Here is a 25,976-nt window from a genome sequence, read left to right as displayed (position 1 = left end):
CCATTTTTTCTATTTAACTCGGGAAGTAGCTCAGCTTGGTAGAGTACTTGGTTTGGGACCAAGGTGTCGCAGGTTCGAATCCTGTCTTCCCGATTTGATTTATTGACTAAGATACTTAAGTGAGTATCTTTTTTTGGCTCTTTGTCAACTGTAGTGGATTACCAAAAAGTCATACTCTGGAGAGGACTAAATCAGTCCTCTCCTTTTTGATATTCAAAGCGACGAGAATTCTAGTTTGGCCTTGGATTAGAGTGATTCAAGGGCATTAATGATTTTTTCTTTGTCCTTGAGAAAGGTTTGAAAGACAGCCTGAAAGTGATTTCGGATGATAGCTTGTGTTCTTCCTTCAAGAACAGTGATGATATTAAGCCTGTCAAAGTCTTGCGCAATAAAGCTCATCTTCATCTCCCGATTGAAACAGTCACTCCCCTGACTGTTTCAACATCCCAAGACATAATCTTTGGTAGACGAGAAAAATCATGCTTAAAACAGAAGTCATTGAGCTTTTGAATAACCGTTGAAGTTGAAATGGCCAGCTGATGAGCAATATCGGTCATAGAAGTCTTTTCAATCAATTTTTGAGCAACTTTTTGGTTGATGATACGAGGAATTTGGTAATTCTTCTTAACGATAGAAGTTTCAGCGACCATCATTTTTGAGCACTGATAGCACTTGAAACGACGCTTTTTCAGGAGAATTCTAGTAGGCATACCAGTCGTTTCAAGGTAAGAAACCTTGGAAGTTTTTTGAAAGTCATATTTCTTCATTTGCTTTCTGCAATCAGGACAAGATGGGGCTTCGTAGTCCAGTTTAGCGATGATTTCCTTGTGTGTATCTCTATTAACAACATCTATAATTTGGATATTAGGGTCTTTAATGTCTAGTAATTTTGTGATAAAATGTAAGGGTTCCATATGATTCTTTCTAATGATGGTTTGGTCGCTTTTCATTATAGATTATATGGGACTTTTTTCTACAACAAAAGAGGCTCCATAATATCCATAGGGAATTAACCCACTACAAATATTATAGAGCCTGCAAACAACACCCCATTGGCTAGAAGATTCTTCTGACCATGGGGTGTTGTTTCTATAGGAGGGCTAGTTTATACTCTTCGAAAATCTCTTTAAACCACGTCAGCTTCGCCTTGCCGTACTCGAATATAGCCAGCGGCTAGCTTCCTAGTTTACTCTTTTATTTTCATTGAGTATTAGTTCTTTTTCTTGTTTTTCATCAACCATCCAAATCCGAGAAGGGCAAGGATGCTAAATCCAGCAAGGGCAAGAAGGGATTTGCTCTCAGTTCCTGTGTTTGGAAGGACTTTCTGAGAAAGAGCCTCTGCAGCAGTTTCATGAGAGTCAGGATTTGCTGCTAGGTTTTGGGCTTGGCCCTGTTCTTGTTCAACTTCCAAGCTAGAAAGATCAAATTCTGGCTTTTCTTCCACAGCTGGGGCAATGATAGCACCACCTTGAGACAAGCGGAGAACAACAGCAGTTAGGGCATTCAATTGCAACCCTTTTTCAGTCCATTTAAGACCTTGAGGGTTAGCAATTCCTACTGGTCCTGCTTGGTTTTCATCTGCCAGGACTTCAGCCTTTCTCAAGTGAGCAAAGGCAGTTCCCAAGTTGAATTCGCGAGCCTTATTATCTGCATTGACAAAGACTGCGTAGATATCTCCATTTGGAGCAGTGATTTGGTAGCCGATGACCACGTCTTCTTTTTCAACACCATTTTTTCCTGGGACAGTAATGAGTTGGACGCGCTCTTTGATATCTTGTAGACTCTTGAGTCGGAAGGCATCTGTCGATTGACGAAGAGCGATCAATCCTTTCATGTAGTCACGGCTCTTGACATTTTCAGGGAAAGCTTTACCATCTGTTGCCTTGGTCCAATCAAACTTGTTGACAGCATCACTAGAGTCGTAAGAGTCATGGATAAAGTAAGGATAGACAAATGGCTTGCCGTCCTTGTCGCGCAACAAGTGAGACTTGTTTGGAACCTTATCTTCAGGAACAGGAGTCTTGTAGGCTGGGTCAAGGAATTGTTTGGTACGTCCATATTCCTGACCAGAGTGGATAAATGGTGTTCCTTGAGCAGTCAAGACCATGAGGTTTCCAAGTCGCAAACGACGATGGATCTCAGCGTAATTCTCAGCCTTGCTTGGGTCTTTTTTGATAGACTGAGCGATGATATCAAAGAGGGTCAAGTTATCATGGGCTGCGATATACTGGATAACATCTCCGGGACTGTCTGCTTCAAAGTTAGTTGGTTGAGCAATCAGATTTTTAAAGATGGTATTGATATCGCGTTTGCCACCTGTGATAAAGGCAGGTTGGCCTTCGTTTGGATAACCAGACTTGAGGTTGTTACGGATATCGTCTGAAAAGACCGCAACAGTATCTGTTTTCTTCATCCAAGACTGATCAGCAGGTTGTACAGGCATATTTTCATCACCAGCATAGGTTTTCCAACCTTCGCCTAGCATGATCAGATTTGGATTGAGGGCGCGTGCAGCCTTGTAAGCTTCTTCGATTGAAGTCGCATCGTGGTCACCCATCATATCAAAGCGGAAACCATCTACTTTGTAGGTTTCAACCAGATACTTGATGGAGTCTACCAAGACACGTTTAGACATGTAGTGGGTAGTTCCCAAACGACCGCCACCAAAGCTAGTACGTGGAGTTCCGTCTGCATCCATAAAGTGATAGTAGTTTGGCTCAATATCTTCAAAAATGTCAACATTGGCAGTATGGTTGTAGACCACATCCAAGATGGCCCCCATGCCACGTTTGTGGATTTCGTTGATGAGATTTTTGAATTCTGCGATACGTTTTTCTGGATCCTTAGGATCGCTTGAGTACATACCAGTCAAGGAGAAGTAGTTTTGAGGGTCATATCCCCAGTTGTAGTTGCTGTTGCTTGAAGCGTAGGCAGACAAACGCTCATGGTTTTTCAATTCATTGACAAAGTAGTAAGACAGGACTGGAAGGAGCTGGATATGAGTCACACCCAAGTCTTTGAGATAGTCTAGTTTTTCGATAAAGGCTTCAAAGGTACCAAATGGTTTGGTCAAGTCTTTTGCGATGGCAGGATCCGAAGTGAAGTCACGCACATGAGCTTCATAGATAACCGCATCTTCACGCGATTTGAAGTTACGAATCTTCCCATAGGTCAAGTCTTGCGGACCTAACTTCGCTGGATCGACAAAGGCAGCTTTAGCGACCTTATGAGCGACATCTGTTTTTGCTAGGTCACTGTTCCAAGCCGCTAATGATTTGGCATAAGGGTCAAGAACGAGGACAGTTTTACCTTGGCGCTCGATTTGGTAGTGGTAGTAATAGCCAGTGTAGTTGCTGATACCGAGACCAGAGTTTGCATCTAGAGTTTGTTTCCAGGTGCCTTTTTCTCCTTTTTCAAGTGCGATAGTTCCAACTACTTTTTCAGGATCTTTCTTGTCATATACGACAACAGAAACCTTATCAGCGCTTGGAGACCAGAGGGTGAGGTCAACGCGCTTGCCATCTTCTTTTAGAGTTGCGCCGAGTGGACCATCGTAACTGTAGGACTCATCCTTGAGGCGCCAGCTTGAACGTGTGGTAAAGCGGTCTGAATTATAGCTGACAGTGTAAGGGTGTTGGGTGTCAGAGAAGTCGCCGATATAGATCACTTTTTTACCTGCCTCATCCACTTCCACGTCTGTGATAGCTACTTTATTCCCTTGGTAATCAGTGATGCTGGAGTGTTTGAGGATGTCGTCTTTCTTAGCTCCAACGAGGGTAGAAAAACTGCTTTCGATACGAGATTTAGCCACGTGTTGGGCTCCAGTCATGCGGATATCGTGCACATAGTAGGGGTTAGTATAGATGGTTTCGTCATCATCTTTGAGGAAGATTTGACTGTGATTTTTTAGATCAGTAAATTTATAGTCTTCTTTTCTGATTTTCACATCATCGCCTTTCTTGCTTTCGTCTAGTAATAAAAATCCAAATTCTCTTGCGGCTTCATTGAGTGGGATATCAATGTAACGGCCATATTTTCCAGTTGCGGTAAAGTCAGTACCGTCAGGCCATTCTCCACTGCTTGGGTTTTTAACATCTCCCCAATACCAGAGAGATTTTTTGTCATAGTTGCCATCGGTGCGATAGTAGTTGACACGAATAGTTCCTGCTGGTTGAGGGCGGTAGTTGTATACCTTGTAGTTTTCATCTAGCCAAGCCTCATTCATTTTTGGAGATAGGCGCTCTACTGAACGGTCTCCGGTAAGGTTATCCCCCTTGGTATTGTTGATAAGGAAGCTGACTTTCTTGGCTTGCTCATTTTTGAGTTTGACATCTAGATAATAGCCATAGTCATCTTTCTTGGCATCCTTAAAGGACTTGGCACCATTGGGCCAGTTTTCAGACGGCTTTTCAACATCATCCCAAGTCCAAAGACCTTGAGAATCCTTGTTTTCTTCAGGGAGTTTTTTTACATGGATGCGGAAGTAGTTGTCTTCGATTGGTTCTTCAGCACTAGTGTCTGCTTGTGGTTTTTGATCAGAATTTGGCGTCGAAGTGCTAGTATCTACTTTCTCTTCCTTGCTGTTAGGCTGGCTTGTAGTAGCTTCTTCTTTTTTAGGCGTTTCAGCTGTTAGAGCAGTTTCAGTTGCTGGGGCTTCCTTTTTAGCATCAAGGGAAGCGTTTGCATTGTTTTGCTCAGAAATAGGGTTTTGCTCTTGTGTTTGACTTGCTTCAGTCTTGGTAGGAGCCTTGGTCACAGCACTAGTATTTTCCTGAGTTTGAGGAAGGTTTTCATTAGCTGAAATAGTTGGCATTGCAGCAGAAAGCAAGATAATGCTGGCACCGATAAGGACAGAACCAGTTCCGTTTTTCAAGGAACGGATACCATAAATCATTTTTTTCTCAGTTTGAGATGGGATCTTTTTCATCACAATTCTCCTTGTGTAGTTATTCCTTATCAGTATAGCATGAGGTAAATATTTGTGCAAGCGTTTTCTCGATTTTTGAGAGAAAATTTTATGATTAATTCTTTTGAAATGTTAAACTATTTTATAGGAAAAGATTGTTTAAAAAATAGTAAAAAAATCTTGAAAAATCTTGGCTAATAAGGTATAATAAGAGTAATCATTTGTCGTAGGTTTTGTCTGAAATATTGTCCAGACAAGGCTCACAGCAGTTAAATCTTCTGAAAAAGTCAGATTTAGCTGCTCTTTTTGTGCTTTTTTTCAGGTTTTTGAGTGCTTGTAACAAAGATTTAAAGATTCTGAAAATTCATCAAAGGGACACGGTGATAGGGGTTTTTAAAACCATATGACGATTAGAAAAGCCTGATTGATAAGGCTTGGAATTTATTTACAAAGGAGAATCATCTTGGCAGGACATGACGTTCAATACGGGAAACATCGTACCCGTCGTAGTTTTTCAAGAATCAAAGAAGTTCTTGACTTACCAAATTTGATTGAAATTCAAACGGATTCATTCAAAGATTTCCTAGACCACGGACTTAAGGAAGTTTTTGAAGATGTATTGCCAATTTCAAACTTCACAGAAACTATGGAGTTGGAGTTTGTTGGCTATGAGATCAAGGAACCCAAATACACGCTCGAAGAAGCTCGTATCCACGATGCTAGCTACTCAGCACCTATTTTTGTAACCTTCCGCTTGATCAATAAAGAAACAGGCGAAATCAAGACCCAAGAAGTCTTCTTTGGGGATTTCCCAATCATGACAGAGATGGGAACATTCATCATCAACGGTGGTGAACGTATCATCGTATCTCAGTTGGTCCGTTCTCCGGGTGTTTATTTTAACGACAAGGTAGACAAAAACGGTAAAGTTGGCTACGGTTCAACTGTTATCCCTAACCGTGGAGCTTGGTTGGAACTGGAAAGTGACTCTAAAGACATCGCCTACACTCGTATTGACCGTACCCGTAAAATTCCGTTTACGACCTTGGTTCGTGCGCTTGGTTTCTCAGGTGATGATGAAATCTTTGATATCTTTGGGGACAGCGAATTGGTTCGCAATACTGTTGAAAAAGATATCCACAAGAATCCAATGGACTCTCGTACAGACGAAGCCTTGAAAGAAATCTACGAACGCCTTCGTCCAGGTGAGCCTAAGACCGCTGAAAGCTCACGTAGTTTACTTGTGGCACGTTTCTTCGACCCACGTCGCTACGATTTGGCAGCCGTTGGTCGTTACAAGATCAATAAAAAACTCAACATCAAAACACGCTTGCTCAACCAAACCATCGCTGAGCCATTGGTAGATCCTGAAACGGGTGAAATCTTGGTAGAAGCTGGTACCGTTATGACTCGTAGCGTGATTGAAAGTATCGAGAGTCACTTGGATGGCGACTTGAACAAAATCGTTTATATTCCAAACGATGCAGCTGTTCTGACAGAACCAGTTGTGCTTCAAAAATTCAAGGTTGTTGCCCCAACGGATCCAGACCGTGTTGTAACCATCATCGGAAATGCTAACCCTGACGACAAGGTTCGTGTTGTAACTCCTGCGGATATCCTTGCAGAGATGAGCTACTTCCTCAACTTGGCTGAAGGTATCGGACGTGTGGATGATATTGACCACCTTGGAAATCGTCGTATCCGTGCAGTTGGTGAATTGCTTGCCAACCAAGTACGTCTTGGACTTTCTCGTATGGAACGTAATGTCCGTGAACGCATGTCTGTTCAGGACAATGAAGTTTTAACACCACAACAAATTATCAATATCCGTCCTGTAACAGCTGCGGTCAAAGAATTCTTTGGTTCATCACAGTTGTCACAGTTCATGGACCAACACAATCCGCTTTCTGAGTTGTCTCACAAACGCCGTTTGTCAGCCTTGGGACCTGGTGGTTTAACACGTGACCGTGCTGGATATGAAGTTCGTGACGTGCATTACACTCACTATGGTCGTATGTGTCCAATCGAGACACCTGAAGGTCCTAACATCGGTTTGATCAATAACTTGTCATCTTACGGACACTTGAACAAGTATGGATTTGTTCAAACACCATACCGTAAGGTTGACCGTGAAACAGGTGTTGTTACCAACGAAATCGTTTGGTTGACAGCCGATGAAGAAGATGAATTTACTGTAGCGCAGGCTAACTCTCGCCTCAACGAAGATGGTACTTTTGCTGAGAAGGTTGTCATGGGACGTCACCAAGGGGTCAACCAAGAGTATCCAGCAGAAGTGGTTGACTACATGGACGTTTCACCAAAACAGGTAGTTGCCGTTGCGACTGCATGTATTCCTTTCTTGGAAAACGATGACTCCAACCGTGCCCTCATGGGTGCCAACATGCAACGTCAGGCTGTGCCATTGATTGATCCCAAAGCACCTTACGTTGGTACTGGTATGGAATACCAAGCAGCCCATGACTCTGGAGCTGCTGTGATTGCTCAGCATGGTGGTAAAGTTACTTACGCAGACGCTGACAAGGTAGAAGTTCGCCGTGAAGATGGTTCGCTAGATGTTTACCACATCCAAAAATTCCGTCGTTCAAACTCAGGTACTGCTTATAACCAACGTACGCTCGTAAAAGTCGGCGATGTCATTGAAAAAGGCGACTTTATCGCTGATGGACCTTCTATGGAAAAAGGGGAAATGGCGCTTGGACAAAACCCAATCGTTGCCTACATGACTTGGGAAGGTTACAACTTCGAGGATGCCGTTATCATGAGCGAACGCTTGGTCAAAGACGATGTCTATACATCTGTCCACCTCGAAGAATACGAATCAGAAACGCGCGATACAAAGCTTGGGCCTGAAGAAATTACTCGTGAAATTCCAAATGTTGGTGAAGATGCTCTTAAAGACCTTGACGAAATGGGTATTATCCGTATCGGTGCTGAGGTTAAAGAAGGCGATATCCTTGTAGGTAAAGTAACACCTAAGGGTGAGAAAGACCTCTCAGCTGAAGAACGTCTCTTGCACGCCATCTTCGGAGACAAGTCTCGTGAAGTGCGTGATACTTCTCTTCGTGTACCACACGGTGCCGATGGTGTCGTTCGTGATGTTAAGATCTTTACACGTGCAAATGGTGATGAGTTGCAATCTGGTGTCAACATGCTGGTTCGTGTCTACATCGCTCAAAAACGTAAGATCAAGGTCGGAGATAAGATGGCCGGACGTCACGGAAACAAAGGGGTTGTCTCTCGTATCGTCCCTGTAGAAGACATGCCTTACCTTCCAGACGGAACTCCAGTCGATATCATGTTGAACCCACTTGGGGTGCCATCACGTATGAATATCGGTCAGGTTATGGAACTCCACCTTGGTATGGCAGCCCGTACTCTTGGTATCCACATCGCGACACCGGTCTTTGACGGAGCAAGTTCTGAAGACCTTTGGTCAACCGTTAAAGAAGCAGGTATGGATAGCGATGCTAAGACAATCCTTTACGATGGACGTACAGGTGAGCCGTTTGACAACCGTGTATCAGTTGGTGTCATGTACATGATCAAACTCCACCACATGGTTGATGATAAATTGCACGCGCGTTCAGTCGGACCATACTCAACCGTTACCCAACAACCACTCGGAGGTAAAGCTCAGTTTGGTGGACAACGTTTCGGTGAGATGGAGGTTTGGGCTCTTGAAGCCTACGGTGCGTCAAATGTCCTTCAAGAAATCTTGACATACAAGTCTGACGATATCAACGGACGTTTGAAAGCTTATGAAGCTATCACAAAAGGAAAACCAATTCCAAAACCAGGTGTTCCAGAATCCTTCCGAGTTCTTGTGAAAGAATTGCAATCTCTTGGTCTTGACATGCGTGTCCTTGACGAAGATGATCAAGAAGTGGAACTTCGTGACTTGGATGAAGGAATGGACGAAGATGTCATCCACGTAGATGACCTTGAAAAAGCCCGCGAAAAAGCAGCCCAAGATGCAAAAGCAGCCTTTGAAGCTGAAGAAGCTGAGAAAGCAACAAAAGCGGAAGCAACAGAAGAAGCTGCTGAACAAGAATAAGCAGTTCACTTAGAATAGAAAGGGAAGAAATAGTGGTTGATGTAAATCGTTTTAAAAGTATGCAAATCACCCTAGCTTCTCCAAGCAAAGTCCGTTCATGGTCTTATGGAGAAGTCAAAAAACCTGAAACAATCAATTACCGTACCTTGAAACCAGAACGCGAAGGACTCTTTGACGAAGTCATCTTTGGTCCTACAAAAGACTGGGAATGTGCTTGTGGGAAGTACAAACGCATTCGTTACAGAGGGATTGTTTGTGACCGCTGTGGGGTTGAAGTGACGCGTACAAAAGTTCGTCGTGAGCGTATGGGGCACATCGAATTAAAAGCTCCTGTATCTCACATCTGGTACTTCAAGGGGATTCCAAGTCGTATGGGCTTGACCCTTGATATGAGTCCTCGTGCCCTCGAGGAAGTTATCTACTTTGCGGCTTACGTGGTGATTGATCCGAAGGATACACCACTTGAGCACAAATCTATCATGACAGAGCGCGAATACCGTGAGCGTTTGCGTGAATATGGTTATGGATCATTCGTTGCCAAAATGGGTGCCGAAGCCATCCAAGACCTTTTGAAACAAGTAGATCTTGAAAAAGAAATTGCTGAACTCAAAGAAGAGTTGAAAACAGCTACTGGACAAAAACGTGTCAAAGCTATCCGTCGTTTGGATGTTTTGGATGCTTTTTACAAGTCTGGAAACAAACCTGAATGGATGATTCTCAACATCCTTCCAGTTATTCCACCAGATCTTCGTCCAATGTTGCAGTTGGATGGTGGCCGCTTTGCCTCATCTGACTTGAACGACCTTTACCGTCGTGTTATCAACCGTAACAACCGTTTGGCTCGTTTGCTTGAGTTGAATGCACCAGGTATCATCGTTCAAAATGAGAAGCGTATGCTTCAAGAAGCGGTTGACGCTTTGATTGACAATGGTCGTCGTGGTCGCCCAATTACAGGACCAGGTAGCCGTCCTCTTAAATCATTGAGCCATATGCTCAAAGGTAAACAAGGACGCTTCCGTCAAAACTTGCTCGGTAAACGTGTTGACTTCTCAGGACGTTCTGTTATCGCCGTTGGTCCAACTCTTAAGATGTACCAATGTGGTGTACCACGTGAAATGGCGATTGAGCTCTTTAAACCATTTGTCATGCGTGAAATCGTTGCCCGTGACATCGTGCAAAACGTCAAAGCAGCTAAACGCTTGGTAGAACGCGGAGATGAGCGTATCTGGGACATTCTTGAAGAAGTGATTAAAGAACACCCAGTCCTTTTGAACCGCGCACCGACCCTTCACCGTTTGGGTATCCAAGCCTTTGAACCTGTCTTGATTGATGGTAAGGCCCTTCGCTTGCACCCACTTGTCTGTGAAGCCTACAATGCCGACTTTGACGGGGACCAAATGGCCATCCACGTACCACTTTCAGAAGAAGCTCAAGCAGAAGCTCGCATCTTGATGTTGGCTGCTGAGCATATCTTGAATCCAAAAGATGGGAAACCAGTTGTTACTCCATCTCAGGACATGGTTTTGGGTAACTACTACTTGACCATGGAAGAAGCTGGTCGTGAAGGTGAAGGAATGGTCTTCAAAGACCGTGACGAAGCTGTTATGGCTTACCGCAATGGTTATGTTCACCTCCACTCACGTGTAGGTATCGCAACAGACAGCCTTAACAAACCATGGACAGAAGAGCAAAAACATAAAGTCTTGCTGACAACAGTTGGTAAAATTCTCTTCAACGACATCATGCCAGAGGGTCTACCATACTTGCAAGAACCAAACAATGCTAACTTGACAGAGGGTGTTCCAGCTAAGTACTTCTTGCCACTTGGTGGAGATATCAAGGAAGCCATCAGCAATCTTGAACTTAACCCTCCGTTCAAGAAGAAAAATCTTGGAAATATCATCGCTGAAATCTTCAAACGTTTCCGTACGACAGAAACTTCTGCCTTACTTGACCGCATGAAGAACCTCGGTTACCACCACTCAACTCTTGCAGGTTTGACAGTAGGTATCGCCGATATCCCAGTCGTTGATGACAAGGCTGAAATCATCGAAGAATCACACAAACGTGTAGAACAAATCACCAAACAATTCCGTCGTGGTATGATTACGGACGATGAGCGCTACAACGCTGTTACAGCTGAATGGCGTGCAGCCCGTGAAAAATTGGAGAAACGTTTGGTTGCCAACCAAGATCCTAAGAACCCAATCGTTATGATGATGGACTCTGGAGCCCGTGGTAACATCTCAAACTTCTCACAGCTTGCCGGTATGCGTGGTCTGATGGCCGCTCCGAACGGACGTATCATGGAATTGCCAATCCTTTCAAACTTCCGCGAAGGTTTGTCAGTACTCGAAATGTTCTTCTCAACTCACGGTGCCCGTAAGGGTATGACCGATACGGCCCTTAAGACAGCCGACTCAGGTTACTTGACTCGTCGTTTGGTTGACGTGGCCCAAGACGTTATCATCCGTGAGGACGACTGTGGAACAGACCGTGGTCTCTTGATCCGCTCTATCGCAGAAGGAAAAGAGATGATCGAGTCTCTCGAAGAGCGTCTCAATGGTCGTTACACTAAGAAAACTGTTAAACATCCAGAAACTGGTGCGGTTATCATCGGTCCAAATGAGTTGATTACAGAAGACAAGGCGCGTGAAATTGTTAATGCTGGTGTGGAAGAAGTGACTATCCGCTCTGTATTTACATGTAACACTCGTCATGGTGTCTGTCGTCACTGTTATGGTATCAACTTGGCAACTGGTGATGCGGTTGAAGTTGGTGAAGCAGTTGGTACAATCGCTGCCCAATCTATCGGGGAACCTGGTACACAGCTTACAATGCGTACCTTCCACACGGGTGGGGTTGCCTCAAATACCGATATCACTCAGGGTCTTCCTCGTGTCCAAGAAATCTTTGAAGCCCGCAATCCTAAAGGGGAAGCGGTCATCACAGAGGTCAAAGGACAAGTTACTGCTATCGAAGAAGACGCGTCAACTCGTACCAAGAAAGTCTTTGTTAAGGGTGAAACTGGCGAAGGTGAGTACGTGGTTCCATTTACAGCACGTATGCGTGTTGAAGTTGGAGACCAAGTCTCTCGCGGTGCAGCATTGACAGAAGGATCTATCCAACCGAAACGTCTCCTCGCTGTTCGTGATGTCTTGTCTGTTGAAACCTACCTTCTCGGTGAAGTACAAAAAGTTTACCGCAGCCAAGGGGTAGAAATCGGTGACAAACACATCGAGGTAATGGTTCGTCAAATGATCCGTAAAGTTCGTGTCATGGATCCAGGGGACACAGATCTTCTCATGGGTACTCTCATGGATATCAACGACTTTACAGATGCCAACAAGGATGTTCTTATCGCAGGTGGAGTTCCAGCGACTGGTCGCCCAGTTCTTATGGGAATCACCAAAGCCTCACTTGAAACCAACAGTTTCTTGTCAGCGGCTTCCTTCCAGGAAACAACTCGTGTCCTTACAGATGCGGCTATCCGTGGTAAGAAAGACCATCTCCTTGGACTCAAGGAAAATGTTATCATCGGTAAGATCATCCCAGCAGGTACTGGTATGGCTCGCTACCGTAACCTTGAACCACAGGCTATCAATGAAGCATCATATCTGGCTCCTGAACAAGAAGAGACAGAAAACGCTCCAGTAGATGAAACTGTGGAAATCCAAGTTGAAGAAACAGTAGAATAAAAAGCAAATGAGGGAACCTTCGGGTTCTCTTTTGTTTTACACTTCTGTCTATTGGGGTTATGTGAGCACGAAGCAATATCTCTCAGATCGCTTCAACTATTTTTCATTTTTGTCAGTTGAGCGTTAAAACAGGACACTTGAGAAGAGGGGAGGGATTTTATCTTTCTCGCAGAGTATAATCATGTATACGAAGGGAGAACTGAAAATGATAAAATCAATTCGCATCTTATTGTTACTGGCTTTGATCCAGATTAGTCTGAGTAGCTGTTTACTGTGGAAGGGATCCATCTTAACCTTAAAGCAATCAAGCGCCTATTTTCTAGTGTTTATCGTATTGGCATCAGGTCTGTGCGCAGGGATGAATTTCTTTTATACTCGAGATCAGGATGTTCATAGCATTATAAATAGTCAGAAAAAAGTGAAACTATTTTATAGTATCTTGTTGGCTTTAAACCTAGTAGGCGTCTGTCTGGTGTTGTCGGAGACTATTTTAACACAGACAGCTTTTCAGCAAGAGCTGGTAGATCTTTTCTTGCCTTCCTTCTTTTTCTTATTTGGCATTGATTTACTTGTCTTTTTACCGTTTGAAAAATACAGCCGAGATTTGGGAACCACTCTCAATAAGAAAAAAACAGTTATCCTGACAGTTCTGGCAACCTTGCTGTTCTTGAGAAATCCAATGACAGTTTTATCCATTGTTTTTTATGCTGGTTTGGGATTCATTTTTGCTCGGTTTTTATTTCCAAAATCTATGAGAAGAGAATTTTCTTTTTACAGTCATGTGATCCGAGATATTTTACTTGTTAGCGCCATGTGTATATTTTTTTAAAAACACTTTTCTATCAATAAAAATCCCTTATTTTACCAAAATCATTATAGTAAGTTTGTAAAGAAAATTTACACAAAAGAAAACTTTTTGGTATAATAGTAGCATGTACACAAAAAATGAAGAAGAGCTGATCAATCTGGGAGAACGCCTAGGAACCTTGCTCCAAAAAAATGATGTTTTGATCTTGTCTGGAGAATTGGGTGCTGGTAAAACAACCTTTACCAAGGGGATTGCTAAGGGCTTGGGTATTCGTCAGATGATCAAAAGTCCAACTTACACCATCGTGAGAGAGTATGAGGGTCGCCTTCCGCTCTACCACTTGGATGTCTATCGGATTGAGGGGGATGCTGATTCGATTGACTTGGATGAGTTTCTATTTGGTGGTGGTGTGACCGTTATCGAGTGGGGACATCTTTTGGGTGAGGATTTGCCAGATTCCTACTTGGAGTTGGAACTCTTGAAAGAGGCTGAGGGTCGTCGCCTCTATTTTACCGCTCAGGGTTCTCGTGCTGAGGAATTGATCAAGGAGCTTCAAGATGGAGTATGAACTTTGTATTCGTGAGGCTGAAGTTCAGGATGCGGCTGCTTTGGTTGCATTCTTGGATTTAGTTGGACAGGAGACAGATTTCACCAGTCTGGATGAAAATGGTATCCTGATGACAGAATCTGAAATGGCTCTTTTTATTGAAAAACAAGCGACTTCAGATAACCAAATCACTCTCCTAGCCCTCCTGAATGACGAAATTGCAGGTGTTTTGAACATCACGGCAGAGCAACGTATACGGATTCGTCACATTGGGGATATCTTTTTGGTCATCCAAAGGAAGTTTTGGAATCATGGCTTAGGAAGCATACTCCTTGAAGAGGGAATTGAGTGGGTTAAAACCAGTGGAGTTCTGCGGCGTTTGCAGCTCAGTGTACAAAAGCGCAACGAGGCAGCTATCCACCTCTATTCAAAATTTGGATTTGTTACAGAAGGCTTACAAGAAAGAGGAGCCTATTTAAAAGAAGGGATATTTTTAGACGTTTACCTGATGGGTAGACTGATAGATAAATGATAAGATGGTAAAAAAAATAATCGGAATGCTACTAGCTTTTCTAGCAGTAACGGCTTTAGGTGTGGGTGCATATGCCTATACTATTTATTATCAAGGAACTGAAACCTTAAGTAAAAAAACTTATAAGAAAATTGGTGAAGAAACCAACGTGATTGAGGCGACAGAGCCTTTGACCATTCTTTTGATGGGGGTAGATACGGGAAATGTAGAACGTACAGACCCTTGGGCGGGGAATAGTGATTCCATGATTCTTCTGACAGTCAATCCGAAAACCAAGAAAACCACTATGATGAGTTTGGAACGGGATATTTTGACCAAGATTGAGACTGGAAATGGCCAAGTTCAGGAAGCGAAACTCAATGCTGCCTATGCCAATGGCGGTGCAGAGTTGGCTATTTCAACCATTCAAAAAATGATGAACATTCATATCGATCGTTATGTGATGGTCAACATGCAAGGACTTCAACAGCTAGTTGATGCAGTTGGGGGCATCACAGTAAATAACACACTCGGTTTTCCAATTTCGATTGCTGATCAGGAAGAATTTAATAAAATCTCGATTGGAGTCGGTGAGCAAACCTTGAATGGTGAGGAAGCCCTGGTCTATTCACGGATGCGTTATCAGGATCCTGAGGGAGACTATGGTCGTCAAAAACGTCAACGTGAAGTCATTCAAAAGATTATGGAAAAGGTCTTGAGCCTCAATAGTATCAGTCATTATCAAGCTATCTTAAAAGCGCTTAGTGATAATATGCAGACAAATGTTGATTTGTCTGCCTCCAGTATTCCACAACTACTTGGTTACCAAGATTCTTTTAAAAACATCGAAACACATCAACTTCGTGGTGAAGATGCTGAGTTGCAAGGAATCTCTTACCAAATCGTAACGAGAGAGCATATGCTAGAAATGCAAAATCTCTTGCGTCGTTCCCTAGGGAGAGAGGACGTGGCAGAGTTGGAGACCAACGCTGTTCTGTATGAAAATCTTTATGGTCGAACAGCACCTTCCACAAATGCTTCAAACGAAGAGATAGAATAAAACAAAGAATCAAATCGTGGGACTTTCCTGCGATTTTTTCAAAAAGAATCCGAATAGATAGGTAGGAGGAAAGATGAAAGCAGAAATCATTGCTGTTGGAACGGAAATTTTAACAGGGCAGATCGTCAATACCAACGCCCAGTTTTTATCAGAAAAGCTAGCAGAAATTGGAGTAGATGTCTACTTCCAAACAGCTGTCGGAGATAATGAAGCGCGTCTCATGTCCTTGCTAGAGATTGCGAGCTCGCGTAGCAGTCTAGTCATTTTGACAGGGGGCTTAGGGCCAACAGAGGATGATTTGACCAAACAAACATTGGCAAAATTTTTGGGAAAAGGTTTAGTGTTTGACCCTCAAGCGCAAGAGAAACTGGATGTCTTTTTTGCTCATAGACCTGACTATGTTCGGACACCGAATAATGAACGCCAAGCCCAAATTGTAGAAGGGGCAACTCCACTGCCAAATGAGACAGGTTTAGCAGTCGGAGGGGTATCGGAAGTAGATGGCGTGACCTACGTGGTCCTCCCAGGACCACCAAGTGAGTTGAAACCCATGGTCTTAAATCAACTCTTACCTAAGTTAATGACTGGTACCAAGTTATATTCACGAGTGCTCCGTTTCTTTGGGATTGGTGAAAGTCAGTTGGTGACCATTTTGGCGGATTTGATTGACCATCAAACTGATCCGACCTTGGCTCCTTATGCCAAAACGGGAGAAGTGACCTTACGCTTGTCCACAAAAGCAGTTAGTCAAGAAAAGGCTGATCAAGCATTGGACATCTTGGAAAATCAAATCTTAGATCGCCAGACTTTCGAGGGACTCTCTTTGCGAGACATCTGTTATGGATATGGGGAGGAGAGCAGCCTAGCAAGTGTCGTTGTAGAAGAGCTTAAGAAGAGAAAGAAAAGCATTACTGCAGCAGAGAGCTTGACGGCAGGCCTTTTTCAAGCGACATTAGCAGACTTTTCAGGCGTTTCTGCCGTTTTTAATGGCGGTTTTGTCACATACAGTTTAGAAGAAAAGTCTAAGATGCTGGATATTTCCGAGCAAGAGCTGAAAGAACACGGGGTCGTTTCAGAGTTTACGGCTAAAAAGATGGCAGAGCAGGCACGGCTCAAGACTCAGTCTGATTATGGAGTCAGTCTGACAGGTGTGGCTGGGCCAGATAGCCTAGAGGGGCATCCAGCTGGGACAGTCTTTATCGGCTTGGCACATGCAAAAGGGACAGAAGTTATCAAGGCTAATATCGCAGGACGGAGCCGAGCAGATGTTCGACATATCGCGGTCATGCATGCCTTTAACCTAGTTCGCAAGGCTTTATTAAGTGACTAACTTTTGATATAATAGTAGATAGGTCTTAGGACTATTAGAATACAGGAGAATAGAATGGCGAAAAAACCAAAAAAATTAGATGAAATTTCAAAAAAGTTTGGAGCGGATCGTGAAAAAGCCTTGAACGATGCTCTTAAATTGATTGAGAAAGACTTCGGTAAAGGTTCAATCATGCGTTTGGGTGAACGTGCAGAGCAAAAAGTGCAAGTCATGAGTTCAGGCTCATTGGCTCTTGACATTGCCCTTGGTTCAGGTGGTTATCCTAAAGGACGTATCATCGAAATCTATGGACCAGAATCATCTGGTAAGACAACGGTTGCCCTTCACGCTGTTGCGCAAGCACAGAAAGAAGGCGGTATCGCTGCCTTTATCGATGCGGAGCATGCCCTTGACCCAGCCTATGCTGCGGCACTTGGTGTGAATATTGATGAACTGCTCTTGTCACAACCAGACTCAGGAGAGCAAGGTCTTGAAATTGCAGGAAAATTGATTGACTCAGGTGCAGTTGACCTTGTCGTTATCGACTCAGTTGCGGCCCTTGTACCTCGTGCGGAAATTGATGGGGATATTGGAGACAGCCACGTTGGTTTGCAAGCTCGTATGATGAGCCAGGCCATGCGTAAACTTGGTGCTTCTATCAATAAGACCAAAACAATTGCCATCTTTATCAACCAATTGCGTGAAAAAGTTGGGGTCATGTTTGGAAATCCAGAAACAACACCTGGTGGACGTGCTTTGAAATTCTACGCTTCAGTCCGTTTGGATGTTCGTGGAAGCACGCAAATCAAAGGAACTGGTGATCAAAAAGATACCAATGTTGGTAAAGAAACCAAGATCAAGGTCGTGAAAAACAAGGTGGCTCCACCATTTAAGGAAGCCTTTGTTGAAATCATGTACGGAGAAGGTATTTCTAAGACCGGTGAGCTTTTGAAGATTGCAAGTGATCTCGATATCATCAAAAAAGCAGGAGCTTGGTACTCTTACAAGGATGAAAAGATCGGTCAGGGTTCTGAAAATGCTAAGAAATACTTGGCAGATCACCCAGAAGTCTTTGATGAGATTGACCATCAAGTCCGTGTTCAATATGGCTTGATTGAAGATGAAGAAGGAACAACTCCTACTTCTGTCGTTGAGGATCTAGCGCCTAACCAAGAAGTGACACTTGACCTAGGCGATGGACTTGAAATCGAAATTGAAGAATAACATAAAAAGTAGCAGATAGGAACTGCTACTTTTTATGTTTATTTCAGATGAAAGAACTAATGATCACTAAAACGACGATATTCGATGTGAAAGTCAAAATAATGTTCATCCTGTAACTTTTGGAAGATGTCGCGATAGGCTTCTTCGTCAAAATGGTCGCCACGGTAGAGGATTTCAAAACTCAGATCATCGTACTCTAGGAAAGCATTGGCTGTTTTAAAGCCATTTTGTCGATAGAAGTTCATGCGGGCCTTTCTCTGCTCCAAGTTATCGCATTCTTCATCCAAGCGCTCGACTTCCAGCAACATGGTTCGCTGGTAAAAATCTGTCAGCTTTTCGATGATTTCCTTTCCGTACCCGTGGCTCCTTAGGTGGGGCATGATGGCAAAAAAGCTTATATAGAAGGCTTTTTGATTGGAGATGGAGAAGGCAAAGCCGACAAATTCTTCTTCATTATAAAAGGCAAAAAAGTGGGCGTCATCTCGGTCCTGATAGCGCAAGAACTCAGACAGAGGGACTCGTTCTTCCTCGGGGAAAGCTTCCTTGTTTAGCTTTTCAACCTTATCAAGATCTGGAAATGCATCGGTTATTAATTGACTGGTCAAACTCATAAGTGACCTCCTTTTCTTGATTATAGCAAATTGTCTCTCTGTAAGCAATTGATTTTAAGAAAGCCAAGCAATCCTTGTCGCTCTTCCAGAAAGCTGATATAATAGCTTTATGAATAAGAAACGATCAGTGGACCTAATACATGGTCCTATTCTTCCCTCGCTTTTAAGCTTTGCCTTTCCAATCTTGCTGTCTAATATTTTCCAACAGCTTTATAATACAGCTGATGTCTTGATTGTTGGGCGTTTTCTTGGTCAAGATTCCTTGGCTGCAGTAGGGGCGACAACTGCCATTTTTGACTTGATTATAGGTTTTACGCTTGGTGTTGGCAATGGGATGGGGATCGTCATTGCCCGCTATTATGGGGCTCGTAATTTCACTAAAATTAAAGAAGCAGTAGCAGCAACCTGGATTTTAGGAGGGCTTCTCAGTATTTTGGTCATGCTGATGGGCTTTGTTGGCCTGTACCCACTCTTGCAATACCTAGATACTCCTGCAGAAATCCTTCCCCAGTCCTATCAATATATTTCTATGATTGTGACCTGTGTAGGCGTCAGCTTCGCTTATAATCTCTTTGCAGGCTTGCTGCGGTCCATTGGTGATAGTCTAGCGGCTCTTGGATTTCTGATTTTTTCTGCCTTGGTCAATGTGGTGCTGGATTTGTATTTCATTACGCAACTGCATCTGGGAGTTCAATCTGCGGGCCTTGCTACCATCATTTCACAAGGCTTGTCAGCGGTTCTTTGCTTTTACTATATTCGCAAGAGTGTTCCAGAACTCCTCCCTCAACTCAAGCATTTTAAATGGAACAAGGCCTTGTACGCGGATCTTTTAGAGCAAGGTTTGGCTATGGGGCTGATGAGTTCGATTGTGTCTATCGGTAGTGTGATTTTACAGTCTTCTGTCAATACCTTTGGAGCTGTGATTATAAGTGCGCAAACAGCGGCGCGACGCATTATGGCTTTTGCTCTTCTTCCGATGACGGCTATTTCTTCTGCTATGACGACCTTTGCCTCTCAGAATCTCGGGGCCAAGCGCCCAGACCGCATTGTTCAAGGACTTCGAATCGGTAGTCGTTTGAGCATGTCCTGGGCAGGTTTTGTTTGTATTTTCCTCTTTTTTGCCAGTCCTAGCTTGGTTTCCTTCTTGGCCAGTTCGACAGATACTTACTTGGTTGAAAATGGTAGCCTCTACCTGCAAATCAGTTCAGTCTTTTATCCGATTTTGAGCCTTTTATTGATTTATCGGAATTGTTTGCAGGGATTGGGGCAGAAAGTCCTTCCTCTAGTTTCCAGCTTTATAGAACTAATCGGGAAAATCGTTTTTGTGGTCTTGATTATCCCTTGGGCAGGGTATAGGGGAGTTATCCTTTGCGAACCCCTTATCTGGGTTGCCATGACCATTCAACTGTACTTCTCACTATTCCGTCATCCCTTGATAAAAGAGGGCAAGGCTATCTTGGCAACAAAAGTGTCATCATAGCTGGATTTGCTGAATAAAATCCATTTCCTCTAGTGAAAATCGAAAAAACTTGTGTTATAATAAGAAAGATTAAAATGTGAAAAAAGGAGATTCCTAATGGGACGTAAATGGGCCAATATCGTAGCTAAGAAAACGGCTAAAGATGGAGCTAACTCTAAAGTATATGCAAAATTTGGTGTAGAAATCTATGTAGCAGCTAAAAAAGGTGATCCAGACCCAGAATCAAACACTGCTTTGAAATTCGTTATCGACCGTGCTAAACAAGCCCAAGTGCCAAAACACGTTATCGATAAAGCGATTGATAAAGCAAAAGGAAACACAGACGAAACCTTTACAGAAGGACGTTACGAAGGATTTGGACCAAATGGTTCTATGCTGATCGTTGATACCTTGACTTTAAACGTCAACCGTACAGCTGCGAACGTTCGTGCTGCTTTTGGTAAAAATGGCGGAAATATGGGCGCTTCAGGTTCTGTTTCTTACCTCTTTGACAACAAGGGTGTTATCGTATTTGCAGGTGAAGATGCGGATGCTATCTTTGAACTTTTGCTCGAAGCTGATGTGGATGTGGACGATGTAGAAGCAGAAGAAGGAACAATCACGGTTTACACAGCTCCAACAGACCTTCACAAAGCTATTGTTGCCCTTCGTGAGTCAGGTATCCAAGAATTCCAAGTGACTGAATTGGAAATGATTCCTCAGTCTGAAGTAGAATTGTCAGGCGAAGACCTTGAAACCTTTGAAAAACTTTACAGCGTTCTTGAAGACGACGAAGACGTACAGAAAATCTACACAAACGTAGATGGATTCTAATAGAAAAACGAACAGTTTTACTAGCTGTTCGTTTTTTTGATATTTGAACCTAGACTCTGGTCCCAGAATCTGAATCTTTTTGCTGCTGGCTTCCTCCTAGGCCTACAGCTATTTTATGAACGAGCAAGAGCTGTCCATTGTCCTGTTTTGCAAAAGTTAAGGTAACGGTCTTAATCTTGTCACTAATGGAGATATAGGTGATTTTTCTCGTATCGTACCCTCCGATAGTGGAGTCAAACTCGGAGTCTGGCAGTCCGTGTTTTTTGATAATATCCTTGTAATTGGTACCACCTTTTCCTTTGTTATCAAGGTCACCTTCGATTAAGGCGTCAAACTGTTCTTGGGTCCAAGTGAAGGTATCGTCTTCTTCCTCCTCTTCTTCGGGGAGTGAATCAATGGTATCATCTGTCAAGTCGCGTTCCATTGAGGAGCTAGCTTCTCTATAGGAACGGTTAAACTCTCTGACAAACTCTTTGTAGACATTAGCGTACAGTACCTGGGCCGTAAAGAAAAGTACAACAGAAGCAATTGCTAGGGATGTTCCGATAATGGCCATGGTTTTCCGTTTTTTAAGGTTGACGATAAGGCCGATAATGCCCAAGATCAAAGCGACAATAGCGATGAAAAAAGACAGATAGTTAATAAACGGAATCCAAGACCCTAAAAGTGCGATGGCTCCAAAAATAGTTGCTAAAATCCCTAAAACTTTTTGTTCTTCTGGTTTCATTTGAAAGTTTTCTCCCTTCATCGAGTGAATGGATTTCTATCCATGGTAGTTAGTGCTTATTATAGAAAAAATATTGCATAATGTCAATTTGTGCCAAAATAGTTCTCTTGGAAACTTTTTTCTTGACATTTCTTCTGGAAGTGATAAAATAGTTCTCATGGAAACTTAAATAGTTCCTGTGAGAACTATTTAAAAGATAAGAAAGGAGCAATCATGGACAAGCCGATGTTAATGTTTAAACGTTTTGGACACCAGGTTCATCTGATGGTACAGAAAGAAGCTAAGCGATGTGGCATTGAATTTATGGGTGGACCGCAAGGGCAGGTCCTGAGATTTTTAGATCGTCGTGAGCATGATCAAGAATTAACGCTTATCAAGGATATTGAACAAGAACTCAATATTACTAAGTCTGTGGCAAGTAACTTGGTCAAGCGTATGGTACAAAATGGTTTGGTCGAGTTAGAGGCCAGTCCAAGTGATAAACGAGCAAAATTTGTTCGTTTGACCGACAAATCGCGTTCGCAGATGCAAGAAGTTAAGGCCTTTTTTGATCGGATTGATCAGAGTTTGTTAGAGGGTGTTTCGGATTCGGACTTGGCAATATTTGAAAAGGTTCTCGGTCAGTTGCAAGAAAATGTTGAGAAGATAGGAGGAGAGAATGAAGAAACTCGCTAAACGTATTACAGGAAAAGAGTGGGGAATGATCGTCCTTACGATTCTTTTCACTTGTTTCTCGGTCTATCTAGAGTTAGAGGTGCCGACTTATATTTCGCAAATTACAGAATTACTGGGAACGTCTGGAACGCAGTTGGGTGAACTCTGGTCACCAGCTGCGAAGATGATTGGTTTGTCTTTATTGGCTTTCTTTTCATCTGTTATGGTTGGTTTCTTTGCCGCTCGCGTTGCAGCATCCTATACAACCCATCTACGCACTGATGTATTTCATCAGGTTTTGGATTTTTCACAGACAGAGATCAAACGTTTTTCAATCCCAAGTCTCTTGACTCGGACGACCAATGATATTACCCAAATACAGATGCTCTTTACCATGGGCTTGCAAGTGGTTACTCGTGGGCCAATTATGGCTATCTGGGCTATTGGGAAAATCCTTGGCAAGTCGGAATACTGGCTCTGGGCGGTCGTTGTGGCTGTTATTGTGAATGTCTTGATGACCACTGTTCTCATGACTCTGGCCTTTCCAAAACAATCTGTCATTCAAAAATTGACAGATAAACTCAATAGCATCACTCGTGAAAGTTTGACTGGGATTCGAGTTGTTCGTGCTTATAACGCCGAGGATTACCAAGATGAAAAATTTGAAGCAGCCAACGACGAGGTAACACGTCTCAATCTCTTTGTCAATCGATTGATGGCGATTATGAACCCGATCATGATGGCAATTTCGAGTGGATTGAGTTTAGCCATTTACTGGATTGGTGCCTATATCATCAACGATGCAAGTTTGACAGAACGTCTGCCACTCTTTAGTGATATGGTGGTCTTCATGTCCTATGCTATGCAGGTGGTAATGGGCTTCCTTCTCATGGGAGCACTCTTTATCGTTCTTCCTCGTACCTTGGTTTCGGCAGGGCGTATCAATCAAGTATTGGATTTGCATTCTTCTATTGAAAATCCTAGTCATGCACAGACAGCGGATCATTCAGTTCAGGGACAAGTGGAATTCCGTGATGTAACTTTCCGCTACTCTAAAAACTCTGAAGCAGTCGTGGAACATGTCACTTTCAAAGCAGAAGCGGGTCAAACCGTAGCCTTCATCGGATCGACTGGATCAGGGAAGTCTACGCTTGTCAACCTCTTGCCACGTTTTTACGACGTTTCTGATGGAGAAATCCTAGTGGACGGAGTTAATGTTCAAGATTACGATTTGGAAGATTTGCGCAATAAGGTCGGCTATATTCCACAAAAAGCTGTACTCTTTTCTGGAGATGTCAAGGAGAACTTAGACTTTGGTAAGAGCAAAGAAACTCCTCTAAGCGAAGCTGCTATGTGGCAAGCCTTGGAATTGGCCCAGTCTAAAAACTTCATCGAGGACAAGGAAGCAGGTCTTGACTCAGAAGTGGCCCAAGGCGGAACTAACTTCTCAGGAGGTCAAAGACAGCGTTTGGCCATTGCGCGTGCCTTGGCTCGTAAACCAGAGATTCTCATCTTTGATGATTCCTTCTCAGCCTTGGACTACAAGACGGATCGTGTCCTACGCCAAGAACTAGCTGAGAAAACAAAATCCATGACCAAGCTCATCGTAGCGCAACGGATTTCTACCATTATGGATGCAGACTTGATCTTAGTATTGGATCAAGGAAAAGTCGTGGGACAAGGCACCCACAAGGAACTTCTAGCTATCAACGAAGTCTACCAAGAAATTGCCTACTCACAACTATCGAAGGAGGAATTGGAACATGGAAAATAAAAAAGTGTCGGTCTGGAAACAGTGCAAACCTTATATGGCAGGCCTCCAACTCCCTCTCCTAATAGCAGTTGTGGCTGCAGTCATTTCAAGTATCATCACAGTTTATGGGCCAACTAAGATTAAGGAAATTACAAACTTGATTTCAGATGGTTTGGCTACAGAAATCGACTTGGTAGCTGTGTCAAACATTGCTGGATTTTTGGTTGTCCTATATGTGTTTGGAGCTATCCTTAACTATACACAGGCCTATATCTTTTCAACGAGTATCCAACATTTCTCGAAACGTTTGAGGACAGCAATCGCTGAAAAAATCAATCGTTTGCCACTTGGCTATTTTGACCGTCATTCACAAGGAGACACCCTTTCGCGCGTGACCAATGATGTGGATACAGCAGCGCAATCTCTCAACCAAAGTCTAGGGACAGTTCTTTCAGCTAGTTTCTTGTTGATTGCTGTCTTGGTGACCATGTTTGGGATGAACTGGATTTTGGCATTGGTAACCGTTGTATCAACCCTTGTTGGTTTTGCGGCGGTTTCCGTAATCATGGCCAAGTCACAGGGTTATTTTAAAGCTCAACAAAATAATCTAGCGGCCGTCAATGGTTATGTGGAAGAGATGTACTCTGGCCATAATGTAGTGACCAGCTACAACGCAGTGGACACCTCCAAAGCGAGATTTGCAGGTTTAAACCAAAACTTGCATGATAGTATCTGGAAATCTCAGTTTATCTCTGGTATCATGATGCCAGCCATGTTCTTTGTTGGGAACTTTAGTTATGTCTTAGTCATCATCGTTGGGGCCGCGCTGGCGTTGGAAGGACACATCACTATAGGGATTATTGTAGCCTTTATGGTTTACGTACGGACCTTCTCCCAACCTCTGTCACAGATTGCCCAAGGGATTACAAGCTTGCAACAAGCGAGTGCAGCCATGACTCGTGTATTAGAGTTTCTAGGTGAAGCTGAGATGCAGGATGAATCCCATAAGGACAGACAATTGAGTGACATGAAAGGGGAAGTGATTTTTGATCACGTGTCGTTTGGATATACACCAGAGCGCACCATCATCCATGACTTTTCTGCGACAGCTCATGCAGGTCAAAAGGTCGCAATCGTTGGACCGACTGGGGCTGGTAAGACAACCATTGTCAATCTTTTGATGAAGTTTTATGAGATTGATAAGGGAAGTATCCGCATCGATGGTGTGGATACCAAGGACATGAAGCGCTCTGAAGTGCACGATGCCTTTTCAATGGTCCTGCAGGACACTTGGCTCTTTGAAGGAACCATTCGAGAGAACCTGATCTATAATCAGACAGACATCAGTGATGAACGAATGATAGAAGCCAGCAAGGCTGTGGGAATCCACCACTTTATCATGACCTTGCCAGACGGTTACGATACTGTTTTGGATGATACAGTGACCTTGTCTGTTGGACAAAAACAACTCTTGACCATTGCTCGTGCCCTTCTCAAAGATGCACCGCTCTTGATTTTGGATGAAGCGACATCCTCAGTCGACACACGTACAGAGGAATTGATCCAAAAAGCTATGGACCGTTTGATGGAGGGTCGAACTTCCTTTGTCATCGCCCATCGCTTGTCAACTATTCGTAATGCAGATTTGATTCTTGTCATGAAAGATGGCAATATCATTGAACAAGGCAACCATGAGGAGCTGATGGCGCAAGGTGGCTTCTACGCTGACTTGTACAATAGTCAATTTACAGAAGACGAAGCAGAAGAATAAATCTAAAGAAGGCTTGACGGCCTTCTTTT

The 25,976-nt window shown here is 43.3% G+C and carries 16 protein-coding genes, 1 tRNA gene and 1 pseudogene; 14 read left to right on the top strand and 4 right to left on the bottom strand.

From position 1 onward, the window contains the following. Window positions 1–19 precede the first annotated feature (19 nt). A tRNA-Pro gene (locus B7705_RS02125) sits at window positions 20–93 on the top strand. A 219-nt stretch (window positions 94–312) separates the two neighbouring features. Here B7705_RS02125 and B7705_RS02120 read toward each other — a convergent pair. Further along, window positions 313–914, bottom strand: a pseudogene (locus tag B7705_RS02120) (transposase family protein); the annotation flags it as partial. Window positions 915–1,210: 296 nt separating this feature from the next. After that, window positions 1,211–4,927, bottom strand: a complete 3,717-nt coding sequence (locus tag B7705_RS02115) for a pullulanase (RefSeq protein ID WP_084947339.1) — start codon at window positions 4,925–4,927, stop codon at window positions 1,211–1,213. Window positions 4,928–5,369: 442 nt separating this feature from the next. Here B7705_RS02115 and rpoB point away from each other — a divergent pair, with 442 nt between their 5' ends. From rpoB to recA, 8 genes are all read left to right on the top strand, one after another. After that, on the top strand, window positions 5,370–8,981 hold the full coding sequence (gene rpoB, locus B7705_RS02110; protein ID WP_084947336.1) for a DNA-directed RNA polymerase subunit beta: 3,612 nt from the start codon (window positions 5,370–5,372) through the stop codon (window positions 8,979–8,981). Between the two features lie 32 nt (window positions 8,982–9,013). Further along, entirely contained in the window at window positions 9,014–12,679 is a 3,666-nt protein-coding gene (gene rpoC, locus B7705_RS02105; RefSeq protein ID WP_162284861.1) for a DNA-directed RNA polymerase subunit beta', read from the top strand. Window positions 12,680–12,884: 205 nt separating this feature from the next. Continuing rightward, a complete protein-coding gene (locus tag B7705_RS02100) occupies window positions 12,885–13,508 on the top strand; it encodes a hypothetical protein (RefSeq protein ID WP_084947333.1) in 624 nt (207 codons plus the stop codon). A 103-nt stretch (window positions 13,509–13,611) separates the two neighbouring features. Further along, the gene (tsaE, locus tag B7705_RS02095; RefSeq protein ID WP_084947330.1) at window positions 13,612–14,055 is read left to right on the top strand and encodes a tRNA (adenosine(37)-N6)-threonylcarbamoyltransferase complex ATPase subunit type 1 TsaE; all 444 of its coding nucleotides are present in this window, start codon (window positions 13,612–13,614) and stop codon (window positions 14,053–14,055) included. Further along, window positions 14,045–14,566, top strand: a complete 522-nt coding sequence (locus B7705_RS02090; protein WP_084947328.1) for a GNAT family N-acetyltransferase — start codon at window positions 14,045–14,047, stop codon at window positions 14,564–14,566. The genes tsaE and B7705_RS02090 overlap by 11 nt, the downstream gene beginning before the upstream one ends. A gap of 4 nt (window positions 14,567–14,570) precedes the next feature. Then, on the top strand, window positions 14,571–15,605 hold the full coding sequence (lytR, locus tag B7705_RS02085; RefSeq protein ID WP_009014109.1) for a glycopolymer--peptidoglycan transferase LytR: 1,035 nt from the start codon (window positions 14,571–14,573) through the stop codon (window positions 15,603–15,605). A gap of 73 nt (window positions 15,606–15,678) precedes the next feature. Continuing rightward, the gene (locus tag B7705_RS02080; protein ID WP_084947325.1) at window positions 15,679–16,935 is read left to right on the top strand and encodes a competence/damage-inducible protein A; all 1,257 of its coding nucleotides are present in this window, start codon (window positions 15,679–15,681) and stop codon (window positions 16,933–16,935) included. A gap of 54 nt (window positions 16,936–16,989) precedes the next feature. After that, window positions 16,990–18,138, top strand: coding sequence for a recombinase RecA (gene recA / locus B7705_RS02075; RefSeq protein WP_001085442.1), 1,149 nt, complete (start codon window positions 16,990–16,992; stop codon window positions 18,136–18,138). Between the two features lie 56 nt (window positions 18,139–18,194). Here recA and B7705_RS02070 read toward each other — a convergent pair whose 3' ends face one another. Beyond that, window positions 18,195–18,749 carry a GNAT family N-acetyltransferase gene (locus tag B7705_RS02070; protein WP_084947323.1) on the bottom strand — a complete coding sequence of 185 codons (555 nt, stop codon included), beginning with the start codon at window positions 18,747–18,749 and terminating at the stop codon, window positions 18,195–18,197. 109 nt (window positions 18,750–18,858) lie between these two features. Between B7705_RS02070 and B7705_RS02065 the strand changes: the two genes are divergently transcribed. After that, entirely contained in the window at window positions 18,859–20,229 is a 1,371-nt protein-coding gene (locus tag B7705_RS02065; protein ID WP_084947320.1) for an MATE family efflux transporter, read from the top strand. 96 nt (window positions 20,230–20,325) lie between these two features. Next, window positions 20,326–21,042: a YebC/PmpR family DNA-binding transcriptional regulator gene (locus tag B7705_RS02060; protein ID WP_084947318.1), complete on the top strand. Its 717-nt coding sequence runs from the start codon at window positions 20,326–20,328 to the stop codon at window positions 21,040–21,042. A 49-nt stretch (window positions 21,043–21,091) separates the two neighbouring features. Here the strand turns inward: B7705_RS02060 and B7705_RS02055 are convergent, their stop codons facing one another. Then, the gene (locus B7705_RS02055) at window positions 21,092–21,790 is read right to left on the bottom strand and encodes a DUF308 domain-containing protein (RefSeq protein WP_084947316.1); all 699 of its coding nucleotides are present in this window, start codon (window positions 21,788–21,790) and stop codon (window positions 21,092–21,094) included. Between the two features lie 192 nt (window positions 21,791–21,982). Between B7705_RS02055 and B7705_RS02050 the strand changes: the two genes are divergently transcribed. The 3 genes from B7705_RS02050 to B7705_RS02040 are packed head-to-tail and all read left to right on the top strand — an operon-like array spanning window position 21,983 to window position 25,947. Next, window positions 21,983–22,444, top strand: coding sequence for a MarR family winged helix-turn-helix transcriptional regulator (locus B7705_RS02050; protein WP_084947314.1), 462 nt, complete (start codon window positions 21,983–21,985; stop codon window positions 22,442–22,444). Further along, complete coding sequence (locus tag B7705_RS02045) at window positions 22,428–24,197, top strand: ABC transporter ATP-binding protein (protein ID WP_084947311.1); 1,770 nt, start codon at window positions 22,428–22,430, stop codon at window positions 24,195–24,197. The genes B7705_RS02050 and B7705_RS02045 overlap by 17 nt, the downstream gene beginning before the upstream one ends. Then, window positions 24,187–25,947, top strand: coding sequence for an ABC transporter ATP-binding protein (locus B7705_RS02040; RefSeq protein WP_084947308.1), 1,761 nt, complete (start codon window positions 24,187–24,189; stop codon window positions 25,945–25,947). Before B7705_RS02045 ends, B7705_RS02040 begins: the two co-directional genes overlap by 11 nt. Window positions 25,948–25,976 lie beyond the last annotated feature (29 nt).

It is taken from the genome of Streptococcus oralis subsp. dentisani (assembly GCF_002096685.1).
GTDB lineage: Bacteria > Bacillota > Bacilli > Lactobacillales > Streptococcaceae > Streptococcus > Streptococcus oralis_AD.
Note: the sequence above shows the minus strand (reverse complement) of the source record. Positions and strands in the feature narration are given on the sequence as shown.